19 protein-coding genes are annotated in these 22,584 nt (G+C 71.9%); 8 read left to right on the top strand and 11 right to left on the bottom strand.

All coding sequences use genetic code 11. From position 1 onward, the window contains the following. The first annotated feature begins 9 nt into the window (after positions 1-9). Genes CSIV_RS01360 through CSIV_RS01375 form a run of 4 tightly spaced genes read left to right on the top strand, consistent with a single transcriptional unit; the run spans position 10 to position 4,002 of the window. On the top strand, positions 10-1,062 hold the full coding sequence (locus CSIV_RS01360; protein WP_077049638.1) for a glycosyltransferase: 1,053 nt from the start codon (positions 10-12) through the stop codon (positions 1,060-1,062). Further along, a complete protein-coding gene (locus CSIV_RS01365) occupies positions 1,059-2,195 on the top strand; it encodes a glycosyltransferase (protein WP_077049639.1) in 1,137 nt (378 codons plus the stop codon). The genes CSIV_RS01360 and CSIV_RS01365 overlap by 4 nt, the downstream gene beginning before the upstream one ends. Further along, entirely contained in the window at positions 2,192-3,190 is a 999-nt protein-coding gene (locus CSIV_RS01370) for a glycosyltransferase (RefSeq protein ID WP_077049838.1), read from the top strand. Before CSIV_RS01365 ends, CSIV_RS01370 begins: the two co-directional genes overlap by 4 nt. Then, positions 3,187-4,002, top strand: a complete 816-nt coding sequence (locus CSIV_RS01375) for a glycosyltransferase family 2 protein (protein ID WP_077049640.1) — start codon at positions 3,187-3,189, stop codon at positions 4,000-4,002. Before CSIV_RS01370 ends, CSIV_RS01375 begins: the two co-directional genes overlap by 4 nt. A gap of 67 nt (positions 4,003-4,069) precedes the next feature. Here CSIV_RS01375 and CSIV_RS01380 read toward each other — a convergent pair whose 3' ends face one another. Genes CSIV_RS01380 through CSIV_RS01400 form a run of 5 tightly spaced genes read right to left on the bottom strand, consistent with a single transcriptional unit; the run spans position 4,070 to position 9,364 of the window. Continuing rightward, positions 4,070-5,230, bottom strand: a complete 1,161-nt coding sequence (locus tag CSIV_RS01380; RefSeq protein WP_077049641.1) for a serine hydrolase domain-containing protein — start codon at positions 5,228-5,230, stop codon at positions 4,070-4,072. Then, positions 5,227-6,183: a family 43 glycosylhydrolase gene (locus tag CSIV_RS01385; protein WP_077049642.1), complete on the bottom strand. Its 957-nt coding sequence runs from the start codon at positions 6,181-6,183 to the stop codon at positions 5,227-5,229. The genes CSIV_RS01380 and CSIV_RS01385 overlap by 4 nt, the downstream gene beginning before the upstream one ends. A 30-nt stretch (positions 6,184-6,213) precedes the next feature. After that, positions 6,214-7,038 (bottom strand): carbohydrate ABC transporter permease, encoded by an 825-nt coding sequence (locus tag CSIV_RS01390; protein ID WP_077049643.1) that lies wholly within the window; start codon positions 7,036-7,038, stop codon positions 6,214-6,216. Further along, on the bottom strand, positions 7,035-8,006 hold the full coding sequence (locus CSIV_RS01395; RefSeq protein ID WP_202400990.1) for a carbohydrate ABC transporter permease: 972 nt from the start codon (positions 8,004-8,006) through the stop codon (positions 7,035-7,037). Before CSIV_RS01395 ends, CSIV_RS01390 begins: the two co-directional genes overlap by 4 nt. A gap of 2 nt (positions 8,007-8,008) precedes the next feature. Beyond that, positions 8,009-9,364: an ABC transporter substrate-binding protein gene (locus CSIV_RS01400; RefSeq protein WP_077049644.1), complete on the bottom strand. Its 1,356-nt coding sequence runs from the start codon at positions 9,362-9,364 to the stop codon at positions 8,009-8,011. Positions 9,365-9,526: 162 nt separating this feature from the next. On the opposite strand from CSIV_RS01400, the gene CSIV_RS01405 reads away from it, so the two are divergent. Continuing rightward, positions 9,527-10,561, top strand: a complete 1,035-nt coding sequence (locus CSIV_RS01405; RefSeq protein ID WP_238592316.1) for a LacI family DNA-binding transcriptional regulator — start codon at positions 9,527-9,529, stop codon at positions 10,559-10,561. 126 nt (positions 10,562-10,687) lie between these two features. Here the strand turns inward: CSIV_RS01405 and CSIV_RS01410 are convergent, their stop codons facing one another. Genes CSIV_RS01410 through CSIV_RS01425 form a run of 4 tightly spaced genes read right to left on the bottom strand, consistent with a single transcriptional unit; the run spans position 10,688 to position 15,531 of the window. After that, positions 10,688-12,367, bottom strand: coding sequence for a glycoside hydrolase family 13 protein (locus CSIV_RS01410; RefSeq protein WP_077049645.1), 1,680 nt, complete (start codon positions 12,365-12,367; stop codon positions 10,688-10,690). 31 nt (positions 12,368-12,398) lie between these two features. Then, complete coding sequence (locus CSIV_RS01415; protein ID WP_077049646.1) at positions 12,399-13,310, bottom strand: carbohydrate ABC transporter permease; 912 nt, start codon at positions 13,308-13,310, stop codon at positions 12,399-12,401. After that, positions 13,307-14,221: a carbohydrate ABC transporter permease gene (locus CSIV_RS01420; RefSeq protein ID WP_077049647.1), complete on the bottom strand. Its 915-nt coding sequence runs from the start codon at positions 14,219-14,221 to the stop codon at positions 13,307-13,309. The genes CSIV_RS01415 and CSIV_RS01420 overlap by 4 nt, the downstream gene beginning before the upstream one ends. Next, complete coding sequence (locus CSIV_RS01425; RefSeq protein ID WP_077049648.1) at positions 14,218-15,531, bottom strand: ABC transporter substrate-binding protein; 1,314 nt, start codon at positions 15,529-15,531, stop codon at positions 14,218-14,220. Before CSIV_RS01425 ends, CSIV_RS01420 begins: the two co-directional genes overlap by 4 nt. 106 nt (positions 15,532-15,637) lie before the next feature. Between CSIV_RS01425 and CSIV_RS01430 the strand changes: the two genes are divergently transcribed. After that, a complete protein-coding gene (locus CSIV_RS01430) occupies positions 15,638-16,867 on the top strand; it encodes an ROK family protein (protein ID WP_077049649.1) in 1,230 nt (409 codons plus the stop codon). Positions 16,868-17,003: 136 nt separating this feature from the next. Next, positions 17,004-18,293 (top strand): alpha-amylase family protein, encoded by a 1,290-nt coding sequence (locus CSIV_RS01435; protein ID WP_077049650.1) that lies wholly within the window; start codon positions 17,004-17,006, stop codon positions 18,291-18,293. 131 nt (positions 18,294-18,424) lie between these two features. On the opposite strand, the gene CSIV_RS01440 is transcribed toward CSIV_RS01435, so the two are convergent. Both CSIV_RS01440 and CSIV_RS01445 read right to left on the bottom strand, forming a co-directional pair. Then, positions 18,425-19,075 (bottom strand): response regulator, encoded by a 651-nt coding sequence (locus tag CSIV_RS01440; protein ID WP_077049651.1) that lies wholly within the window; start codon positions 19,073-19,075, stop codon positions 18,425-18,427. After that, positions 19,072-20,694 carry a sensor histidine kinase gene (locus tag CSIV_RS01445; protein ID WP_175627535.1) on the bottom strand — a complete coding sequence of 541 codons (1,623 nt, stop codon included), beginning with the start codon at positions 20,692-20,694 and terminating at the stop codon, positions 19,072-19,074. Before CSIV_RS01445 ends, CSIV_RS01440 begins: the two co-directional genes overlap by 4 nt. Positions 20,695-20,852: 158 nt before the next feature. On the opposite strand from CSIV_RS01445, the gene CSIV_RS01450 reads away from it, so the two are divergent. Continuing rightward, a complete protein-coding gene (locus CSIV_RS01450) occupies positions 20,853-22,379 on the top strand; it encodes a CitMHS family transporter (protein ID WP_077049652.1) in 1,527 nt (508 codons plus the stop codon). Positions 22,380-22,584: the final 205 nt, after the last annotated feature.

The following is a 22,584-nucleotide window of genomic DNA, read 5'->3' on the forward strand; positions in this document are numbered from 1 at the left end:
GTCGCCGCCGTGCCCGCCGGGCACCCGTACACGCGGGCCGTCACCGACGAACGCTTCGTCGATCTGCGCGCCGACCCGCCGCCGCCGGGGGCCGCCCCCGGTCAGTGGTGGCCGCCGCAGGTGCTGCTGCCCGAGTGGCTGGACGCGCACGCCGACGAGATCGACGTGGTCCACGTGCACTTCGGCAGCGAGTCCTCCTCGACCGAGGAGCTGTCCGCGACGGTCGCCGCCCTCCGCCGGCTGGGCCTCCCGCTCGTCTACACCGTCCACGACCTCGAGAACCCGCAGCTGACCGACCAGGGGGCGCACCGCGCCGCGCTGGCCGTGCTCCTCGCCGGGGCCGACGAGGTGACCACGCTGACCGCGCCCACCGCGGCCGAGGTCGAGCGCGACTACGGCCGCGTCAGCGTCGTGATCCCCCACCCCACCCTCGTCGACGGCACCGCCCTTCCCGTCGGTCGCCCGCACGCCGGGACCCGTGTCGGGGTTCACCTGCGCGACCTCCGCCCCAACATCGACGGCGTGGGGACGGTGGCGACGCTCGTCCGCGCCGTCGCCGACCTGCGCGCCCGGGGCGCCGACATCGAGGCGGTCGTGCGCCTGAACGAGAACGTGCGCGACCCCGACGCCGCGGCATCCATCGACGCCCTCGCCGACGGCACCGACGGCGTGACCGTGGAGCGCGCGGCACGGCTCGACGACGACGCCCTCGCCGGGTGGCTCGCCGACCTCGACGCGTGCCTGCTCCCTTACTCGCACGGCACGCACTCGGGGTGGGCGGAGCTCTGCTACGACCTCGCCGTGCCCGTCGTCGGCACGCGCGTCGGCCATGTCGCCGCGCAGCATCCCGCCGACTTCCACGCGTTCCGCATCGGCGACCCCGTGTCGCTGGAACGGGCGATCGTGGATGCCACGGCCGAGGGCTGGTCGGTCGCCGGGTCCGATGCGCGCGGTGCGGAGATCGCCCGTCGCCGGGTCGAGCGGCTCGACGAACGCGAGCGGGTGCGTCAGGCCCACGTCGCTGTATACCGCCGATCGATGCGGACGGAGCACGCGGCATGACCCGCGCGCCGAAGCCGTTGCGGGTGCTGGTCGTCGCCCCGTCGCGTTACCCGCTGCGCCAGCCGCACGCCGGTGGTCTCGAGGCGACCGTGTGGGACCGCGTCCGGTGGCTGCGCGACCGCGGGCACCAGGTCACGCTGTGCGCCGCGGAGGGCTCCGACTTCCTCGAGGACTCCCCCGGCTTCGCCCTGCCCGCACCGACCTGGTCGCGCGTGGAGGACTCCTCGGACACGGGCTATCCCGAGGGGTACGCCGCCGCGACCGACGCGGCGCACGACGTGCTCCTGGAGCGGCTCCGGACCGGCCGGCACGAGGTCGACGTCATCGACAACCACAGCCTCCACCCCGCCCCGATCCGGTGGAGCCGGGATGCCGGCATCCCGGTCGTCACGACGCTCCACACGCCCCCGCTCGAACCGATGCTCCAGGCCGCCGCGTACGTGCGCGGCAGCGCGCACCGCTTCGTCGCGGTGAGCCAGGCCACGGCGCGCGCGTGGTCGGTGGAGGGTGTCGACGCGTTCGTGTTCCCCAACGGCATCGACACCGAACGCTGGACGCGCGGTCCCGGCGGGCCGCGGTGGGTGTGGTCGGGACGCATCGTCCCCGAGAAGGCGCCGCACCTCGCCATCGAGGCCGCCCGGGCGGTGGATGCCGAGATCGTCGTCGCCGGCCGCATCGGCGACGTCGACTACTTCCAGCAGGAGGTGGCACCTCGCCTCGGCGGGCACGCGCACTACGTCGGCGCGCTCCACCAGCCCGACCTGTGCCGCCTCGTGGGATCCTCGGCCGTGGCCCTGGTCACCCCCATGTGGGAGGAGCCGTTCGGTCTCGTCATCGCCGAAGCGCTCGCGACGGGCACACCGGTCGCGGCGTTCGACATCGGCGGGGTCTCCGAGGTCCTCGCCGGGATGCCGGGGACGGCCGCCGTCATGCCCGGCGACGTCACGGCGCTCGCCCACGCGGCGCGCGACCTCGCCTCCGAGGGCCACCGCGAACCGCTCACGCGCGTCTGGACCCGCCGCGCCGCGGTGCGCGAGCACGCCCTCAGCCGGCGCTACCGCGAGGTCGAGCGGGTGCTCGCCCACACCGCGCAGCCGGCGACCGAACGTCGCATCCCGGCGGTGTCGTGGTGATCGGCTGGTACGTCCATCACCACGGGTACGGGCACGTCGCCCGCTTCCTCGCGGTGCAGCCCCACCTGCGCGAGAAGGTGCGCGCGTTCTCGTCGCTGCCCCGCCCGAACGGACTCGGCGACGACGTCGAATGGATCGTCCTCCCCCACGACGCCGACGCGATCGAGTACGAGGACGGCACGGTGTTCGACCCCGGCACGGCCGACCCCACCGTCCGGGGCGCCCTGCACTGGGCGCCGCACGACCATCCCGGGCACCGCGCACGCCTCACGCTCCTCGCGCGGAGCGCCGCCGACCTCCGGGCGATCGTCGTCGACGTCAGCGCCGAGGTCGTCGCCTTCGCGCGGCTGCTGGGACTGCGGACGCTCGCGGTGACGCAGCCCGGGGAACGCACCGACGCAGCGCACGCCCTGGCCTACGACCTGGCCGACCGCATCCTCGCCCCGTGGGCGCACGGAGCGGTCCCGCCCGGAGCGCTCACCACCCGGACCGACCGGGTCGTGTGGACGGGCGGGATCTCGCGCTACGACGGGCGGACCCCGGAGGAGGGGGATGCCGAGCGATCGGTGCTCTTCCTCGGTCAGGTGCTCGCCGACGACGTGCGCCGCGACGCCGAGGATCGGCTGTCCGCCGCCGGCTGGCGCACGCGCGCGATCGGACACGACGCGTCGTCGCGCCTCGACGACCCGTGGCCGTTGCTGACGTCGCACACCGTCGTGGTCAGCGCGGCCGGGCAGAACAGCGTCGCCGACCTCGCCGCTGCGGGAGCGCGCGCGGTCGTCGTCGCGCAGGACCGCCCCTTCGACGAGCAGCGGCACACCGCGTGCGCGCTGCACCGGTGGGGTCTCGCCCGGGTCGCCCCCGACGACATCGACGCGGAGGGGATCGTGGCGCTCGTCGAGGCCGCGGCGACCGACGACCCCGACTGGTCGCGCTGGCAGGTGACCGGCGCCGCCGAGCGCGCCGCCGAGGCCATCGAGGCGATGCTCCCGTGAAGGTCGCGGTCCTCACGGTCGCCTCCGCGGCCCGCCGGGCCCACCTCGAACGGCAGCGCGAGGTGCTCGCCGCGGTGGCCCCCGAGGCCCTCCGCGCGGAGGTCTTCCTCGATGCGACGCCGCCGGACGGCATCCGGGATGCCGACGTCCTGACGCGGCACGTCCCGCCCGGGCCGCACGGACTCCGCGTGGGCGCGGGCCGGAACACCGCAGCCGCCGCCGCGATCGCGGAGGGTGCGGAACTGCTCGTCTTCCTCGACGTGGACTGCCTGCCGGGTGCCGATCTCGTCGCGCGGTACACCGAGGCCGCCGCGGCGCATCCCGACGCGCTGCTCGCCGGACCCGTGACGTACCTCGCGAGCGTGCAGCGTCCGGCCGTGGCCGACCTGCCGCACGTGACACGGCCGCACCGGGCGCGCCCCGCGCTCCCCCCGGGCCAGACGCGGACCGCCGAGCCGGACGAGTACGACCTCTTCTGGTCGCTGTCCTTCGCGGTCACCCCGGCGACGTGGGAACGCCTCGGCGGCTTCCATGACGCGTACGAGGGCTACGGCGCCGAGGACACCGACCTCGCGTGGACGGCGCGGGCCTCAGACATTCCGCTCGTGTGGACGGGCGGGGCGGACGCGTACCACCAGTGGCATCCGGTGTCCTCGCCGCCGTGGCGGCACCTCGACGACATCCTCCGCAACGGCGCCGCGTTCCATCGCCGCTGGGGCGTCTGGCCGATGGGCGGGTGGCTGGAGGCGTTCGCCGCCGCCGGCGCGATCGAACGCCGCGGCGAGCTGTGGGTGCGTCTCCCGGGCGCGTGAGGTGCCAAGAATTGTCGCTTCGGGCACGCCCGAAGCGACAAATTCTGGCACCTCACGCGCTGGAGGCTCAGCCGAGCGCCTCCCGCAGCGCTTCGACGATGCGGGTCGCACGGGGGTCCTCGGACTCCATGCGGTTCGTCACGAACGCGAAGCCCACGCGGGCGTCGAGGTCGGCGAACGCGACCTGTCCGCCGGCGCCGTCGTGCCCGACACTGCCCGGCCCGAGGTAGCGGCGCGCGGCGGAATCCCGCTGCATTCCGGCGCCCCACTCCGGCCACGGCGCCGGAGCGTCGAACACCGGGGCACCGCTCGTGCGCAGGGCCCCGGCGGCACGGACCGTCGCGTCGTCGAGGAGCCGGACGCCGTCGGTCTCGGCCACGGTCGCCGACCACATCGCGGCGAGCGCGCGGGCGGTGCTGATCCCCCCGGCGCCGGGGATGACCGCGGCGCGGACGTCGTCGGCGTTGAAGCCGTCGTCCTCGGTGACGAGCGTGGGCGGCAGCGCGCCGCCCAGGGTCATCGCGCGGTCGAGCCAGTCGACGCCGTGCGGGTCGCGCGCGGCGGCCTGCGCGGCGACGCCCGCGGCGAGGGTCGGCCCCACTTCGAGGTGGGCGACGGATGCCGCGATCTCCGCCGGCATCCCGAGCCAGGCCCCGCCGCCGACCGCGTCCGCCATCTCGGCGAAGGCGGCGGAGATCCCGACTCCCCCGGCGCGCCGCACGATCTCGCCGGAGATCCAGCCGTGCGTGAGCGCGTGGTACGCCCAGCCTTCACCGGGGGTCCAGAGCGGCCGCTGCGCCGCGATGATCGCCGAGACGGCGTCGAAGTCGAGCAGTTGGGCGCGGCTGATGTCGACCCGCGGCGCCGAGACCCCCGCCCGGTGCGCGAGGGCGTCGCCGACGGTGACGGCGTCTTTGCCCCACGTGCCGAACTCCGGCCACAGCTCGGCGAGCGGACGGTCGTAGTCGAGGCGACCGGATGCCACGAGCCGAGCCGCGAGGATCGACATGAGCCCCTTGGTGCACGAGAACACCACCGTCGGGGTGTCCCGCTCCCACGGGCGGCCGTCGCGGGAGTCGGCGACACCGCCCCACAGGTCGACGACCTCGCGCCCGTCGATCCACACCGACAGCGCGCCGCCCATGCCCGGGTGGCTCTCGAACGCCGCGCGGAAGGCATCCGCGACCGGGGCCAACCCGGATGCCGCGGAGCCCCGCACCGCGGTCATCGGAGGTCCTCCGTCACGACGAGACGGTCGCCGTCCCACCGCACCGGCAGCGGGTCGGACAGGGTGCCGATGAAGGCCCCGTCGGCGGCCACGTTCTCGAACGCCAGCAGCACCGGCCGGCCGTCGGCGTCCTCGGCGATACGACCGCTGTAGAGGTTCTCGGGGGCGACGAGCGTCGCGCGACGCACGTCGTACGGGCCCCGCGGATCGTCGAGCGCGACGGCCCAGATGCCACCGCGCTCGCCCTCGCGATGACCGGCGAGATGTGCGGAGTCGCACGAGAACACCAGCGCCCAGCGACCCTCGACCTGCACCACCTGCGGAACCTCGAGGTGCGCGAACCCCGCCCCGGCGGTGCTGCGCGGGGGCCGCACCTCCCACCGCACGAGGTCGGGCGACCACGCGTGTCCGACGACCCCGCGATCGCGCCCCGGACCGTCGACGGCGCGGGCCGTGACGAGCATGTGCCAGCCGTCGCCGTCGGGGTCCGCGAACACCCACGGGTCGCGCCACGCCTCCTCGTGCCAGGTGCCGGCCGCGAGCGTCTCGTACCAGCGCGGGTCGGCGGCCACCACGACGCCGGGGTCCTTCACCCACTCCGTCAGGTCGTCCGACGTGGCCGCGAGCACGGTCTCGACGTTGGTGATGCGGCCCGGCTCCAGGAACCGCGACCCGGTGTAGAACATGCGCCACCCCGCCGCCGCCTCGACGATGCTGCCGGTCCAGGTGGCCGTGGCATCCGGAGCCTCTCCCCCGGTGGGCTCGAGCACCGTGCCGTGCACGGTCCATGAGCGCAGGTCGCTCGAGGTCGCGTGCCCCACCGTGGCGTTGCGGTGGCGCAGGTCGGGGTCGCCGAGACTGGTCGGCGCCTGCAGGAAGAGCATGTGGTGGGTGTCGCCGTCGCGGGCGAGCCAGAAGTCCCAGACCCAGTGGTCGGGCAGCGTGAACGTCATGATGTCCGTTTCGATGGAGGGGTCGAGCGGTCAGCCCTTGACCGCGCCCTGCACCAGCGCCCGGATGAACTGGCGCTGGAAGACGAGGAAGAGCAGGACGGCCGGCGTGATGATGATGAGGGCGCCCGCGTTGAGCAGGGGGATGCTGAGCGAGTACTGCCCCTGGAAGAAGGTCAGGGCACCCGCGACCGTGCGCTGCAGCGGGTCGGCGATGAGGACGACCGGGAGCAGGAACTGGTTCCAGGTCCAGATGAACAGCAGGATCGCGAGCGCCGAGAGCGCCGGCGCCGCCAACGGCAGCTGGATGCTGCGGAACTCGCGCCACAGCGACGCCCCGTCCACGCGTGCGGCCTCGGACAGCTCGCGCGGGACGTTGATGAAGTGCGCGCGCATCCAGAACACGCCGAACGGCATGAAGAGCCCGATGAGGGGGAAGATCACGGCCCACGGGGTGTTCACGGTGCCCATCGACTGCGCCTGGTAGTACAGCGGGATGATGAGCGCCTCGAACGGGATCGTGAGGCCGAGCACGAAGAAGACGAGCACTCCGCGCCCGAACCGCACCTGCAGCGACCCGAGCGCGAACCCGGCGAGGGTCGCGGCGACGAGGCTGACGGGCACGACGCCGAGCACGATCACGAGGCTCGAGCCCATGAGCTGCCACACGTGTCCGGTCTCGAACGCCGTGGCGAAGTTGCCCCACTGCGGGTCGGTCGGCCAGGTGAGCCCGGTCGGGTTGCGGTCGGCGGGCTGCAGCGCCGCGGAGAACATGCTGATCAGGGGCAGCAGCGTCACGATCGCCGCGACGGCGAGGAGGACGGTTCCGAGGACGCGCTCGGTGCGGCTGGCGATCACGAGTCACTCGCTCTCGAGAGGCGTTGGATGGGGAGGACCACGACGAGCACCAGCACCATGAGGACGATGCCGAAGGCGGATGCCAGGCCCACGTCGCTCTGGGTGAAGCCGATGCGGAAGATCGACAGGCCGGGCACGAGGGTCGCCCGCCCGGGGCCGCCCTGCGTCGAGGTGTAGATGATGTCGAAGCTCGACAGGGCGGCGATGACGGTGACGGTCACGAGCACCGCGATCTCCTGCCGGAGGCCCGGCAGCGTGATGGTGAAGAACTCGCGCCACCAGCCCGCGCCGTCGAGCCGGATCGCCTCGTACAGCGAGACGTCGATCTTGCCGAGCCCGGTGAGCAGCAGCACGGTGCACAGTCCCGTGAGGACCCACGAGCCGATGAGACCTACCGCGGGAAGGGCGGTGCCGTAGTCGGCGAGCCACGGCCGGGTGATCCAGCCGAGCCCGATCCACCCGAGGATCTGGTTCACGGCGCCGGTCTGCGCGTACATCCAGGACCACGCGATACCGGCGGCGGCCAGCGGGATGATCTGCGGGAGGAACAGCACCGTCTGCGCGGTGGCGGCGAAAGCCTTGTTCCGGATGCCGCGGATCAGGGTCGCGAGCACCAGTCCGAGCCCCACCGGGATGAACGTGAAGAACGCGATGAGCACGAAGGCGTTGCGGATCGCGCCGAGCAGGTCGGGGTCGGTGAAGACCGTGAGGTAGTTCTCGAACCCCACCCACCGGGCCACGCCGATGCCGTTCCAGTCGTAGAAGGAGTACTGCACGCCCTGGAACAGGGGCCAGATGACGAACCCGATGTAGAAACCGAGCGCGGGGACGAGCAGCAGCCATCCGGCGAGGGTCGCCCGCCGGGCCACTGCGCGTGCAGCGGCCCGGCGAACGGGTGCGGTCGTCGTCGCCGGGTCGGCGGCGTCTTCTCGGGGGGCCGCCGCGACGGCGACCGCACGATCGGTCATGGTCAGCCGACCTCGCTCTCGTAGAACTTCTGCACGCGGTCGACGAACTCCTGGCCGGTGATCTGGCTGGTCACCAGCAGCTGCGACTCGGGGATGATCGAGCCCGCGTAGATGCCGGCGGTGGTGTTGGCCATGAAGTCGACCTGGCCGTTCTCGGCGCCGATCTGCGCCGACATCTCCAGAGCGTTCTCGATCAGCGAGCCGGCCTGGACGGTCGGCAGCTCGAGGCTCGGGTCGCCGCCGGGTGAGGCGCCCGTGACGTCGACGATGATCTGTCGCGCGGCCGGGTCGGTGTGCACCCAGTTGAGGAAGTACACGATCTCGTTGAGGTGCTTCGACTTGGCTGCGACCGAGAACGAGTTGGCCGCGCCCATCGCGACGTGACCGGCGCCTTCTTCGGCCGGGGGCACCAGGAAGAAGCTGACGTTGTCGCCGAGCGCCTTCTGGTAGTTCGCGGCCTCCCAGTTGCCGTTGAAGGTGAACAGACCCTCACCCGCGGAGAAGCGGCTCGTGAAGGTGAAGTAGTCGATCGCGTTGATGTCGGACGGGAAGTACCCGGCATCCGCCCACTTGCGAACGAGCTCCGCGCCCTGGACGTTGCCCGGCTCGTCGTAGCGCGCACCCGGCTCGTTGAACATCCACGACAGGAACTGGTCCTTGTCGACGTACTGGTTCATCGCGGCCTGGACCACGAAGTTCACCACGCCGTCCTTGTCGCCGGCCATGATCGGCAGGATGCCGGCGGCCTTCGCCTTGGCCATGTCGGCCTCGAGCTCGGCGAGGGTCTGCGGCGGGGCGGTGATGCCCAGCTGCGAGGCCAGGGTGTCGTTCATGTAGATGCCGGTGATGCTGTAGCCGAGGCCGAGCTGGTACAGCGAGCCCGAGCCGCGGATGCCGTCCTCGCTCATGCGCAGCGGCGCGAGCTGCGATGCCGGCCAGGCGTCCCAGCCGTACGCGTCGAAGTACGGGTCGAGGTTGGCAACGAGGCCGTCCTTGACCGTATCTCCGAGCGTGGGGAGGCGGATCAGGTCGGGCGGGGTGTCGCTCGCGAGGAGCTTGGGGGCATTGGCCGTGAGGTTCTGGAACGTGTCGCGGGTGATGTTGAACGTCACGTTCGGGTGCTGCTTGGTGAACTCCTCGGTCAGCTTGTCGGTGACGGGGAATCCGGTCTCGTCGGCGATCGTCAGCTGGACCGGGTCGCTGGTGAGTTCGGTGCTCACGTCGGTGGCGGCGGCGGTCTGCGGTGCCGCAGCGCCGGGAGCGCAGCCGGCCAGCAGAGCGCCGGTGAGCCCGGCGATCGCCGCGAGCGCGAGGGGCGCGACGCGACGGGTGCGCGTGCGCGGGGTACGGGTGGACATGTCGACTCCTTCGTCAGTGCTGCGGGTACCCAGGATGCGGGTCTTCTGGTGCGATCCTTGCTGCGGTACAGTGCTGAAAGGATTTAGCAGGGATATTTACTCAGACGATCCCGGCCCTGTCAAGATTCACTGTCAAGATCGTTACCGTCGGCGCGGGAGCCGATGACCGAGGAGGTGCGGATGGTCAAGCGCGTCACGCTGACCGATGTCGCACGTCTCGCCGGGCTCTCCCCCTCCGCGGCATCCATGATCCTCAACGGTCGCCCCGACACCCGACTCTCCCGCGACGCCCACGACCGCGTCCTCGCCGCGGCCGCGGAACTGGGGTACCGCCCCAACGTCGCGGCGCGGGCTCTGCGCACGAGCACCTCGCACACGATCGGCTTCGTCTCCGACCTCGTCGCCACCACCCGCTTCGCCAGCGGCCTCATCAAGGGCGCGCTCGGCGCCGCCGAGGCCGCCGGCCACGTCGTGCTCGTCGCCGAGACGGGCGGCGAGCGCGAACGCGAGGCCGAGGCCGTCTCGGCGCTGCTGGACCGGCAGGTCGACGGGGTGATCTTCGCCTCGATGCGCGCGCGCGAGATCCTCGTCCCGCCGATCCCCTCGAGCGTGCGGGCGGTGATGCTGAACGCCACCAGCGAGACGCACGTCTGCAGCGTGCTGCCCGACGAGGAGACCGGCGGACAGCGGGCGATCGAACTGCTTCGGGATGCCGGCATCCGCGACGACATCCTGCTGCTCGGCTACGACGCCGACGCCGAGCGCGACCTGTTCCGCTCGGCGACCGTCGCCGCGCGGGTGCGCGGGATCTACGACACGATGGCGCGCGAGGGCATGAGGTTCTCCCGCGAGGAGTCGATCTGGCTCTGGGAGCCCGACCACGGGCACGACGTCACGGCGCGGGTGCTGGCATCCGGTCCGCCTCCGCGCGCGATCGTGTGCCTCAACGACCGTCTCGCGTTCGGCGCCTCGCAGGCTCTCGGCGAAGCGGAGCTCCGGGTGCCCGACGACGTGGCACTGGTCTCGTTCGACAACGACGAGCTGGCGGCGTACCTCCGCCCCGGCCTCACCACGATCGGCCTTCCGCACGAGGCGATGGGGCGGCGCGCGGTCGAGCTGCTGCTCGCCCCCGACGGCCCTCCCCCCGGCGAGCACCTGGTGGAGATGCCCGTGGTGATCCGCGCGTCCCTCCCCTGACGCCGCGGTCCCCGGCGTCGCCGCGCCACGCCGCGCCGCCGCAAACGCCCAGTGTCCAAGACACGCCGTATGCGCTCTGCGCGATGCGGCGTGTCTTGGACACTCAAGCGGGATGGATGCCGCGAGCTACACGCGCAGCCAGGCCGTCGCCTCGCCGGGGAGCGCCCCCGACTCGACGGGAGCGCTCGACAGCAGCACCTCGCCCGCGGGGAGCTCCACCGGCTCGGTGCCGAAGGTCGTCACCACGGTCCAGCCGTCGGGGCGGGCGAAGGCCACCACGTCGTCGCGGCCGAGGTCGAGCCACTCCAGCTCCTCGGCGGTCTGCAGGTCGTGCCGGAGGTCGAGCGCGCGGCGGTAGAGCGACAGCGTCGAGGCGGGATCGCCGTCCTGGCGGTCGACGGCGTAGGTCGCGAACCATTCCGGCTGCGGCAGGTGCGCCCCGCCCCCACCGAAACCGAACGCGGTGTCGGAGGCCGCCCAGGGCAGCGGGACGCGGCATCCGTCGCGCCCGATGTCGACGCCCGGGCTGCGGAAGAACGTCGGGTCCTGGCGGGCGGCCTCGGGGATCTCGGCGACCTCGTGCAGGCCGAGCTCCTCGCCCTGGTACAGGTACGCCGAGCCCGGCAGCCCCAGCACGAACAGCGCAGCGGCCCGGGCGCGGCGTTCTCCCCGCGCGGTGTCGAGCGCGGGCGAGGTGCCGCCGGAGAGCAGCCACTCGTTGCCGTGCTTGCGCGTCGGACGGCCGTCCTCGGTGCGCTCCGCGTCGGGCAGGCCGTAACGCGTGGCGTGGCGGACGACGTCGTGGTTCGACAGCACCCACGTCGTCGACGACCCCGACTCGGCGGCGAGCGCGAGGTTGTCGGCGACGATGCGACGGAACTGGCCCGCGTCGAAGTCGGCCTCGAGCAGGTCGAAGTTGAACGACTGCCCCAGGCTTTCGATGCTCGCGTACAGCGGCACGCGCGAGGGGTGCACCCACGCCTCGGCGACGGCGGTGCGGGGCGGGTCGTAGGAGTTGAACACCGCGCGCCACTCGGCGTACACCTCGTGCACGTCGTCGCGGTCGAGGAGGGGGTGGGTCCCGTCCTGCGGCATCGCGGCGAGCTCGGCGGCCGAGGGCAGCGGCTCGCTGAGGTCCTTGGTCAGCATGTGCGCGACGTCGATGCGGAACCCGTCGACGCCCCGGTCGCTCCAGAAGCGCAGGGTCTTCACGAAGTCGGCCCGCACCTCGGGGTTCGCCCAGTTGAGGTCGGGCTGCGACACGTCGAAGTTGTGGAAGTACCACTGACCGTCGGCGACGCGCTCCCACGCGGAGCCGCCGAACACCGACTGCCAGTCCGTCGGCGGCTCGGAGCCGTCGGGACCCGTGCCCTCGCGGAAGATGTAGCGGTCGCGCTCGGCGGAGCCGCGACCGGCGGCGAGCGCCTCCTGGAACCAGGCGTGGTCGTTGGACGTGTGGTTCGGCACGATGTCGACCACGACGCGGATGCCATGGGCGTGCAGCTGCGCGATGAGCTCGTCCATGTCGGCGAGGGTCCCCAGGCGCGGGTCGACGTCGCGGTAGTCGGCGACGTCGTACCCTCCGTCGGCGAGCGCCGAGGGGTAGAAGGGGCTGAGCCAGACGGCATCCACGCCCAGTTCGGCCAGGTACGGCACCCGCGAGGTGATGCCGGGGATGTCGCCGAGGCCGTCGCCGTTGCTGTCGGAAAAGCTGCGGGGATACACCTGGTACACCACGGCCTGGCGCCACCAGTCGGGGGCGTCGGAGAGCTCGCGGGCGTGCACGGAGTGTGCGGCGGTGGTCACGAAGGGGTCCTTTCGGGGGTGGGGGGGTCGGTCAGCCCTTGACGGCGCCCTGCGTGACGCCGGCCATCACCCATCGCTGGGTGAAGAGGTAGGCGACGATCGCGGGAGCCATGGCCATGAGGTACGAGGCGAAGGCGACGTTGTAGTTGTTGCTGAACTGCGTCTGGAACAGGTTCTGGCGCACGGGCAGCGTCTGCAAGGCCGGATCGCTGATGATGAGCGAGGGCATCATGAAGTCGTTCCAGGCGTACAGGAACGCGAAGATGCCGACGGTCGCGCTCATCGGGGCGAGGAGCGGAAAGATGAGCCGCCAGAACGTCTGCCAGGTCGTCGCGCCGTCGATGCGCGCGCTCTCCTCGAGCTCGAGCGGGATGGAGCGCAGGAACGCGGTGAACAGCAGCACGCTGAAGCTCAGCTGGAACATCGTGGCGAGGATGATCACGCCGAACGGGTTGTCGAGCCCGAGGCGGCCGGTGAGCTGGATCTGCGGCAGAGCGACCACGGGGAACGGGATGAACATCGCCGCGAGCAGGTAGAAGAACGAGTACCGGAAGAGCTTCCGGTCCCAGTTGCGGGCGATCGCGTACGACGCGAAGGCCGCGAGGACGATGGTGGCGGCGACCGTCCCGGCCGTCACCAGGAACGAGATCGCCAGGCCCACGGGGAACTTCGTCAGCGTCCAGGCCTGCACGAACCCGTCGAAGCTGATCGGCGAAGGGAACGAGAAGGCGTTGCCGTCGACGACCTGCGCCCCGGTCTTCACCGCCATCGTGATCGAGACGTACAGGGGCAGGAGCACCGTGACGGCGCACAGGATCAGGACGGTGGTCGCCGACCAGTTGATGCGTTCGGTACCCACCCGCCGGATGCCGGTGCGTCGACGCGAGGGGACGGAGAGCTCTGCCTGCTCGAAGGCGAGCGCGGGCTGGTTCACGGCGGTCATGAGAGGGTGTTCCTTCCCCGGGTGAGCGAGAGCTGGAGCAGCGAGATGGCGACGGCGACGAGGAAGAAGAGGGCCGCGTTGGCCATCTGGTAGGCGTAGTCGCCGCCGTTGAAGCCGAGGATGATCGACATCGCCACGCTGCGGGTCGAGGTGCCGGGCCCGCCGTTGGTCAGACCCACGATGATGTCGTAGGCGTTGAGGAAGCCCTTGAAGCCGAGGATGACGTTGATGACGACATAGCCGGCGACGAGCGGCAGGGTGATCCGCAGAAGCTGCTGCGTCTTGGTCGCGCCGTCCAGGCCCGCCGCTTCGTACACGTCGCCGGGCACCGACAGCAGCCCCGCGATGTAGATGAGCAGCGTGCCGGGGATGGCCTGCCAGGCGGTCACGATCACGATCGCGAGCCACGCGAGGTCGGGGTTCGCCAGCAGCGACGTCTCCAGCCACGGGATGCCGAGGGCGGTTCCGGCCTGCGGGAGGGAGTTGCTGAAGAGGAAGTTGAAGACGTAGGCGATGATGATGCCCGAGATCACCATCGGGATGACGAAGACGGTGCGCAGCGCCTTCTTGAAGCGGATCTGCGCGGTGAGGCCGACCGCGAGCAGGAACGCCGCGATGTTGACGACGATGACCGTCGCCACCGAGAACCCGAAGGTGAACAGGTAGGCCTGCAGGATCGCCGGGTCGCTGAAGAGCGCGATGTAGTTCGTCAGCCCGACGAAGTTCCACTGCCCGATGCCGATCGAGTCGGTGAAGCTGAAGAAGATGCCGACGATGCCCGGCAGCGTGATCGCGAGGGTGAACAGCGCGAGGGTGGGCAGCAGGAACAGGTAGTAGATCGGTTCCACGCGGCGGGTGCTGCGGCGCGCGGCCGTCTTCCCGCCGGTGACGATCGTGGTGGTGGTGGTCATCGCGCGGCTCCTTCGGCGGCGGACTCGGTGGTCGAGGCGACGGGCTGGCGGAACGCCAGGCGCGACCAGTCCTGATCGAGGGTGCCGAGGGTCCCCTCGGTCGAGGCCCCCAGGATCATGGCCTGCGCGTAGCTGAAGACCGGGATGGTCTTGGGCACCAGCACCGACGCGCCCTGGTAGATGCGCCCTTCGTCGTAGTACGGGATCATCCCCGCTACACGCGGGTCGCTGGGGGCGGGAGCGTCCGTGGTGGGCGCGAACCCGAGCTGCGACTCGTTGTACGCCTCGATGATCTGCGGCTGGTACAGGTACTCGAGGAAGTCGCGTGCGGCATCCTGGTGCTTCGATCCCTCGGGGATCATGGCCGCGAGGTCCATGTTGACGCGCACCGCGAGGTCGTCCGGGTCGTTCGTCATCGGGAGCGGAAAGGTGCCGACCGCGAGATCGGGCGACGTCTTGGCGATCTCGCCGAGCGCCCACGGCCCCTGCAGGTACATCGCGGCCTGCCCCTGCGCGAAGGCGAGGTTTCCGTCGCCGTAGCCGCGGCTGGCGGCATCCGGGTTGGTGTAGGTCGAGGACAGCTCGGTCATGCGCTGCATGGGCTCGGCGAGGTCCTTCTGGAACGACACCGCGGAGTCGGGGCCGACGCCGTCGCCCTCGGCGGCGAGTCCGTCGAAGAAGTCGAGGACATTCATCGATCCGCCCACGGCGTAGTCGTACCAGCCCTGGCCGATGGTCCAGTCGTCCTTGAAGGTGCCGTAGAACGGCGTGACACCGTCGGCCTTCAGCGTTTCGGCGGTCTGGATCAGTTCGTCCCACGTCGTCGGGACCGAGAGCCCGAGCCGATCGAAGATCTCCTTGTTGTAGATCACCGACGATGCCATGACCGAGTAGGGCAGCGCGCTGGTGCGCCCGGCGCACGAGCCGTACTGGTCCATGAGGGGCTGCAGGTCGTCGCGAACAGTGGCGGCGGCGGCCGTGCCGGAGAGGTCGGTCAACGCGCACCGCTGCACGAACCGCGCGACCTCGTAGTTGTAGTTCGCGAGCATGATGTCGGGCGGATTGCCGCGGACGAAGCTCGCCGAGACGACGTCGACGCCCGAGGCGTCCATCTCGACGCGCACCTCGTCCTGCGACGCGTTGTAGTCGGAGACCACCTGGTTCATGAACGCGAGGGCCTCGCGTTTGCTGAAGGTGAAGCGGATCGTCTCGCGCCCGTCGGCGGAGCAGCCGGCGAGCATCGCCGCCGCCAGGCCCGTCACCGTCAGCGCCGCGACTGCTCGTCGCACCGTCGCCGTCTTCCTCGACACGTGTCCTCCTCGCATCCTTGCGATTTTGAATCGTAGATTAAATCTACTCGTCAAATCAATGTGTTGAGGGCAGTATTGCAGGAGACACGAAGGGGGTCAAGATCCGATGACGGATGCCACACCCTCGGTTCCCTCGCTCCGCCGCCACAGCCTCGACGCCGTGCTCGCCTATGCGTGGGACGCCGAGGCATTCACGGCGAGCGACGTCATGGCCGCGGTCGCACTGACCCGGTCGACGACGATCGACGTGCTCGACGAGCTGGTCGCCCGCGGGCTGCTGATCGAGATGCCGAACGCCCGGGCCGTGGGCGAGTACTCCAAGGGACGACCGGCGCGCCGCTTCGCGCTCCGCGCCGACGCCGGACTCGTCGTCGGCGTGGATGCCGGCCGCGGACACGTCACGGCGACCGTCGCCGACCTCCGCGGGGTGCCTGTCGCGACCTCGCGGCTGTCGATCGACCCGGAGCGGGATTCGCCCGAGCGCCGCCGCCGCGCCGCCGAGAAGGTGGTCGACGCCACCCTGACCCGGGCGCGCGCCTCGCGCGACGATCTCGTCGCGATATGCCTCGGCGTGCCCGCCCCCGTCGATCGCGCGGGCCGCTCCCCCGCGCACCACGACGGCTTCTGGCAGCGCATGAACCCCGACTTCGTCGACACCTTCGCCTCGTGGGCTCCGGTCGTCCGGGTCGAGAACGACGCCTCGCTCGCCGCGGTCGCCGAGCACGCGCAGGGCGCCGCCGTCGGCTACGACGACTTCGTCGCCCTCCTCGCGGGCGAGCGGTTCGGTGCCGGGCTGTGGCTCGACGGGCGCCTCCTCCGCGGCGCGCACGGCGGAGCCGGAGAGACGGTCGCCTTCGACCGGGTCGAGGGCGTCGGCAGCGCGTACGGCCTCGCGCCGCGGTGCGTCGACGCCGCGCGGGCGGCGATCGCCGCGGGCACCCTGCCCGCCGGCAGCGCGCTGGCCGATGTGCCGGACGACGACCTGGATGCCAAGACCGTGCTCGACCTCGCCGCCGCGGGCGACCCGGGAGCCCTGGCCGTCGCAGCCGAGGTCGGCGGCCAGCTCGCGATCGTGACGGGGCTCCTCGGCAGCCTGTTCGACGTCCGCCGGGTCGTGATCTCGGGCGCGATCGCCGCCGGCGCGGGCCCGATCATCGCCGCCGCGGCCCAGGCCCTCCCCGCCGCGCTGCACCTGCCGCCGCCCGAGATCGTCGCGTCCCCGCTCGGCGCGGACATCGTGTCGGTCGGCGCCGTCGCCGCGGCCCTCGAGTCCACGCGCTCCCGCGCGATCGACCTCGCGCCCTTCGCCCTCCCCGGCGAGCGCGCGCGGGCCTGAGCCCCGCGTCTCGAGCGTGAGTCGCCAGAATCCGTCGCTTCCGCGACGGCACAGGCGACAATTCTTGGCGACTCACGCAACCGGTGCGCGGGCGCAACCCGTGGCCGGGCGGAACACCGGCGGATAGCCTCGGGGCATGCCCGACTGGCCCTCGCACGTCCTCTGGTGGCACCTCTACCCGCTCGGGTTCGTGGGCGCGCCGATCCGCGACGGCGTCGACCCCGACGCGGAACCGGTGCACCGCCTCGAGCGCATCGAGCCGTGGCTCGACCACGTCATCGAGCTCGGTCTGAACGGCCTGCTACTGGGGCCGATCTTCGCGTCGGAGACGCACGGGTACGACACCGTCGATCACTTCCGCGTCGACCCGAGGCTGGGCGACGACGCCGACCTCGACCGACTGCTGGCAGCGTCCCGGGAGCGCGGCATCCGGGTCCTCCTCGACGGCGTGTTCAATCATGTCGGGCGGGGACATCCGGCGTTCCAGGCCGTGCTCGCGGGCGGGGACGCCACGCTCTTCCGCGGCACCCGGGTCGCCGGGCGGTTCGAGCCCGAGGTCTTCGAGGGGCACGGTGCCCTCGTCGCCCTCGACCACTCCTCCGACGCGACCGCCGATCTCGTGGTCGACGTCATGTGCCACTGGCTCGCGCGCGGGATCGACGGGTGGAGACTGGATGCCGCCTACGCGGTGCCGCCGCAGTTCTGGGCGCGGGTGCTCCCCCGCGTGCGCGAGCGCTTCCCCGAGGCGTGGTTCCTCGGCGAGGTGATCCACGGCGATGCCCCCGCGATCGTGCACGCGTCGACGATGGACTCGCTGACCCAGTACGAGCTGTGGCAGGGCATCTGGCACGGCATCGCCGATGGCAATTTCTTCGAGCTGAGTCACGCGATCGAGCGCCACGACGAGCTGCTCGCGACCTTCGTGCCGCAGACGTTCGTCGGCAACCACGACGTCACGCGGATCGCCTCGGCGGTCGGGCCCGACCTCGTCCCGCACGCTCTCGCCGTGCTGTTCACGGTGGGCGGCACCCCGTCGGTCTACGCGGGCGACGAGTTCGGCTGGACCGCGGTGAAGGAGGAGCGCGAGGGCGGTGACGACGCGGTGCGGCCGGAGTTCCCGGCCACCCCGGCGGACGTGACCGACGTCGACGAGCGCATCCTCGACGCGCATCGCGCGCTCGTCGCCCTGCGCCGGCGGCATCCGTGGCTCTGGCGCGCCCGCACCGACGTCGTCGAGGTCACGAACGCCACCCTGGTGCTCCGCACCGCCGTGGATGCCGAGGCGGTCATCGTCGCGCTGAACATCGGCGGCTCCCCCGCGTCGCTGCCCGCCGCCGACGCAGCCGCCGTAGTGGCGGGCGACGCGATGCTCGCCGACGCGAGGGTGGAACTCCCGCCCCGGGGCTGGGCGGTGCTGGAGCGCTGACACCCCTCGTCCCACTTGTGGCATTGCGCGTCCCAGAAGAAGCTGCTCAGAGCCCCGCCGACCAGCAACAAGTGGGACATGGGATGCCAGTGACCCGCCGCGTGGGCAACCGGATGCCGGAGCCGGGCGACTCAGCCGCCGCTCCGGAAGCGGTGCTCGGGGCGCCCCGTCGAGCCGTAGCGGAGGCCGACCGAGACGAGACCCCGCTCGGCCAGAGCGGTGAGGTGGCGCTGCGCGGTCGCCCGGGACACGCCGATGCGCTCCGCGACCTCCGACGCCGACGCCTCGTCGTCACCCAGGGCCGCGAGCACCGTCTGCTCGGTCGCCGAGCGGGCGAGCGAGGCGCCGTCGCGCTCCCCCCGCATGACGGCGGCCGCGCGGTCGACGTCGTCCTGGGTCAGCGGCCGAGAGGACGCCAGCAGGTTCCGGTAACGCGCGTACCGGTCGAGGCGTTCGGCGAGCACGCGCGTGTCGAACGGCTTCACGAGGAACGCCAGCGCCCCGGCCGTGAACGCGCGCCGCACGGTCGCGGCATCCGTCGCCGCCGACAGCACGAAGGCGTCGAGGCCGACCGAGCGGACCAGTTCGATCCCGTCGCCGTCGGGCAGGTACACGTCGGCGAGCAGCAGATCGGGGGCGTGCGCGGCGATCGCCGCCCGCGCCTCCCCGACCGTGCGCGCCGGTTCCAGGGCGGCGAAGCCGGGACGCGCGTCGACGGCGTCGCGGTGGAGGCCTGCCACCCGGAAGTCGTCGTCGACGACGAGCACGCGGATATCGGTCATCTCTCCTCCTCGGTGCCGACGTGCAGCACGCCGGGCAGTCGCGCGGCGACCACGGCACCGCGTCCCGCGCCTCCGGCATCCACGATCCAGACGTCTCCGCCGCGGCGCCGGGCGAACTCCCGCGACAACGGCAGCCCAACACCGAGTCCGTGCACGGCGGCCGGATCGTCGGTGCGCTCGCGCGGGGCGAAGGCGGCGTCCACGTCGGCGATCCCGCCGCCGGTGTCGGCCACCGTGAGCACGACGTCGGCGCCGTCGCCCAGCACCGCGACCTCGACCTCGCGGGGCTCGCCCCCGGATGCCGCCGCGCTCACGGCGTTGTCGACCAGGTTGCCGAGCACGGCGACGACGTCCTCCACGTCGGCGACGGTCGAGGGGAGCCACGTGTCCTCCGACACCCGGAGCGTCACCCCGCGTTCGCGCGCCGACAGTCCCTTCGCCCCCAGGAACGAACCCAGCATCGCGTCGCCGACGAGGTCGAGCCCGGGCACGGCCCAGTCGACCGAGCCCCGATCGACGAGGTCGGCGAGGAATGCGCGCGCCTCCGCCGTCCGTCCGGCGTCGAGCAGCCCGACGGCGGCGTGCACGCGATTGGCGTTCTCGTGGCGCTGCACCCGCAGCGCGTCGCCGAGTGCGCGGACGCTGTCGAGCCGGTCGGACAGCGCCAGGACGTCGGTGCGATCGCGCAGCACGGCGACGCGGCCGAGCGTCCGCGTCCCGCGCCGGACCGGCCGGACGTCGACGAACACGACGCGTTCGCCGATCGGCATCCCGCTCGGGGCCCCGGATCCGGCGAGCGCGGATGCCACGGCGACCGGCAGAGCGAGCTCGTCGAGGCGGCGCCCGACCGCGCCGGACACCCCGAGCAGGGTCTCGGCCGTCGTCGTGCACACGCGCACGACGCCGGTGTCGTCGATGGCCACGACGCCCTCGTCGGCGCTCTCCAGCACCGCCGTCTGCGTCTGGACGAGGGCGACGAGCTCCTCGGGCTGCACGCCGAGCGTGACCCGTTCGAGGCGTCGGCGCATGAGGAGCGCCACTGCGACGCCGAGGCCCACGGCCACGACCACCGCGATGCCGATGCCGATCAGCAGCGCGGGCAGGTCGTCGAACACGCTCGCGCGCTCGAAGCCGACGCTCACCTCGCCCACCGGGTCGCCTCCCCTGGGCGGGTACACCGGCACCTTGGCGCGCGCGGATTCGCCGAGCGTCCCGGTCTCCCACGTGACGACCTCGCGTCCGGCGAGCGCGTCCGTGAAGCTCGTGCTCACCACCTCGCCGAGCCGGTCGGGGTCGGGATGGGCGAGACGGATGCCATGGTCGTCGGTGATCACGACGAACAGGCCCTCTGTCCGCGCGGTGACGTCGGAGGCGTAGCGCTCGAGCGTCCCGCCGCGCAGGGACGCGGCATCCGGAGTCCCCGGGTCGGCCGAGTACTCCGCGACGAGCTCGCGGACCTCGGGTGCTTCGGCGACGGACCGGGCGATGTTGAGGGCGGACGAATCGGCTTCGGCACGGAGCTGTTGGATGCCGAGCCACGCGAACACCGCGGTGCACACGGCGACGACGGCCACCATCGTGGCGATCTGCACGAGGAGCATCCGGGTGGCGAATCGCATGACACCTCCGGACGCCGTCGTGCGCGAAATGCGCAGAACACACGCTACGCGCACAACGCCGCTCAATGCGAGCAAGCGCGCGCCGCGGCACCGCGATCCGTAGCCTCGGCCCATTCCCCGGCGCACCGCGTGCCGGCATTCACGACGAAGGAGTCGCGATGACCCCCCACATCCTCACGGCCGAGACAGCCGACTACGCCGTGGCGTACACGCCCGCGGACGGCGTGCTCGTGGCTCTCGGCTTCCTCATGGTGCTGTCGTTCATGGCGCTGATCATGACGCGGCGACTCACACCGATGGTGGCGCTGATCGTGGTGCCGACGATCTTCGGTCTGATCGCGGGCGCCGGGTTCGGCCTCGGCGACATGGTGATCGACGCGATCGGCAAGATGGCGCCGACCGCCGCGCTGCTGCTGTTCGCGATCATGTACTTCGGCATCATGATCGACGTCGGCCTGTTCGATCCGCTGATCCGCGTGATCACGCGCTTCCTCGGCGACGACCCCGCCAAGGTCGTGCTCGGCACGGCGATCCTCGCCGGCGCCGTCTCGCTCGACGGCGACGGCTCGACGACCTTCATCATCACCACCTCGGCGATGCTGCCGATCTACCTGCGCCTGGGCATGAGCCCGGTCGTCCTCACGTGCGTCGCGGGCCTGATGAACGGCACGCTCAACATCGTCCCGTGGGGTGGCCCCACGGTCCGCGCGGCCACCGCCCTCGGCCTGCAGCCCACCGACGTCTTCGTGCCGATGCTCCCCTCGCTGCTCGCCGGTCTGGTCGTCGCGCTCGCGTTCGCGTGGTTCCTGGGCCTGTCGGAGCGCAAGCGTCTCGCCGGCTCCGTCGACACCTCCAAGCTCGACACCCCCGGTGTCTTCGGCCGCCTGGGCGCTCCGAAGCTGTTCCGCGGCGCCGAGTCGAAGCCCGGCGCGCTCGCGTCGCTGCGCACCGGCAACATCGTCACCGTCCGCGGAGGACGCGGTGCCGTCGCCGCCCCCGAACTGGTCCAGGCGGCCGACACCGCGATGGCCGACACGATGCTCGACCCGAACCGCGCTACGCTCCGCCCGAAGCTCATCTGGTTCAACCTCGCACTGACCGTGGCCGTGATGGTGCTGCTGGTGCTCGACCTCTTCCCGCTGGCGTTCGTGTTCATGGTCGGTGCGGCGCTCGCGCTCATCGTCAACTTCCCGAAGCTGCGCGGACAGGCCGACGAGATCGTCGCCCACGCCCCGAGCATCGTCGGTGTCGTCTCGATGGTGCTGGCCGCCGGCGTCCTGGTGGGCGTGCTCAACGGCACCGGGATGGTCACGGCGATGGCCGCCTGGATCACCCAGGTGATCCCGTCCTCGATGGGGCCGTTCCTCGCCGTCATCACGGGCGTGCTGTCGATCCCGTTCACGTTCTTCATGTCGAACGACGCGTTCTACTTCGGCATCCTGCCGGTGCTGGCCGAGAGCGCCGCGAACTACGGCATCACCCCGGTCGAGATGGCCCGCGCCTCGATCACGGGCCAGCCGGTCCACCTGCAGAGCCCGCTGGTCCCCGCGATCCTGCTGCTGGTCTCGCTCGCCGGCGTCAACCTCGGCGACCACCACAAGAAGGTGCTGTGGCGAGCGACGATCGTGTCGCTCGTGATGCTCGCCGTCGGCGTGCTGGTCGGGGCGGTCCCGCTCCTCGGCTGAGCCTCTCGCTCGACACGGGCCCCGGATGCCACGGCATCCGGGGCCCTTCCCCTGTCCCGAGCCGCGCCGGGCGGGGCCGTCCCCCGCCGCGCCGTGTTCCACCCCACGCATAAACGCGATCCGCGTGCATAAACGCGTGCTCACCGCGTTTATGGTCGTGGATCGCGTTTATGCGTGAAGGAGGTGACGCCCGCACCCGTCCCGG

This window comes from Microbacterium sp. CSI-V (genome assembly GCF_001984105.1).
Lineage (GTDB): Bacteria > Actinomycetota > Actinomycetes > Actinomycetales > Microbacteriaceae > Microbacterium.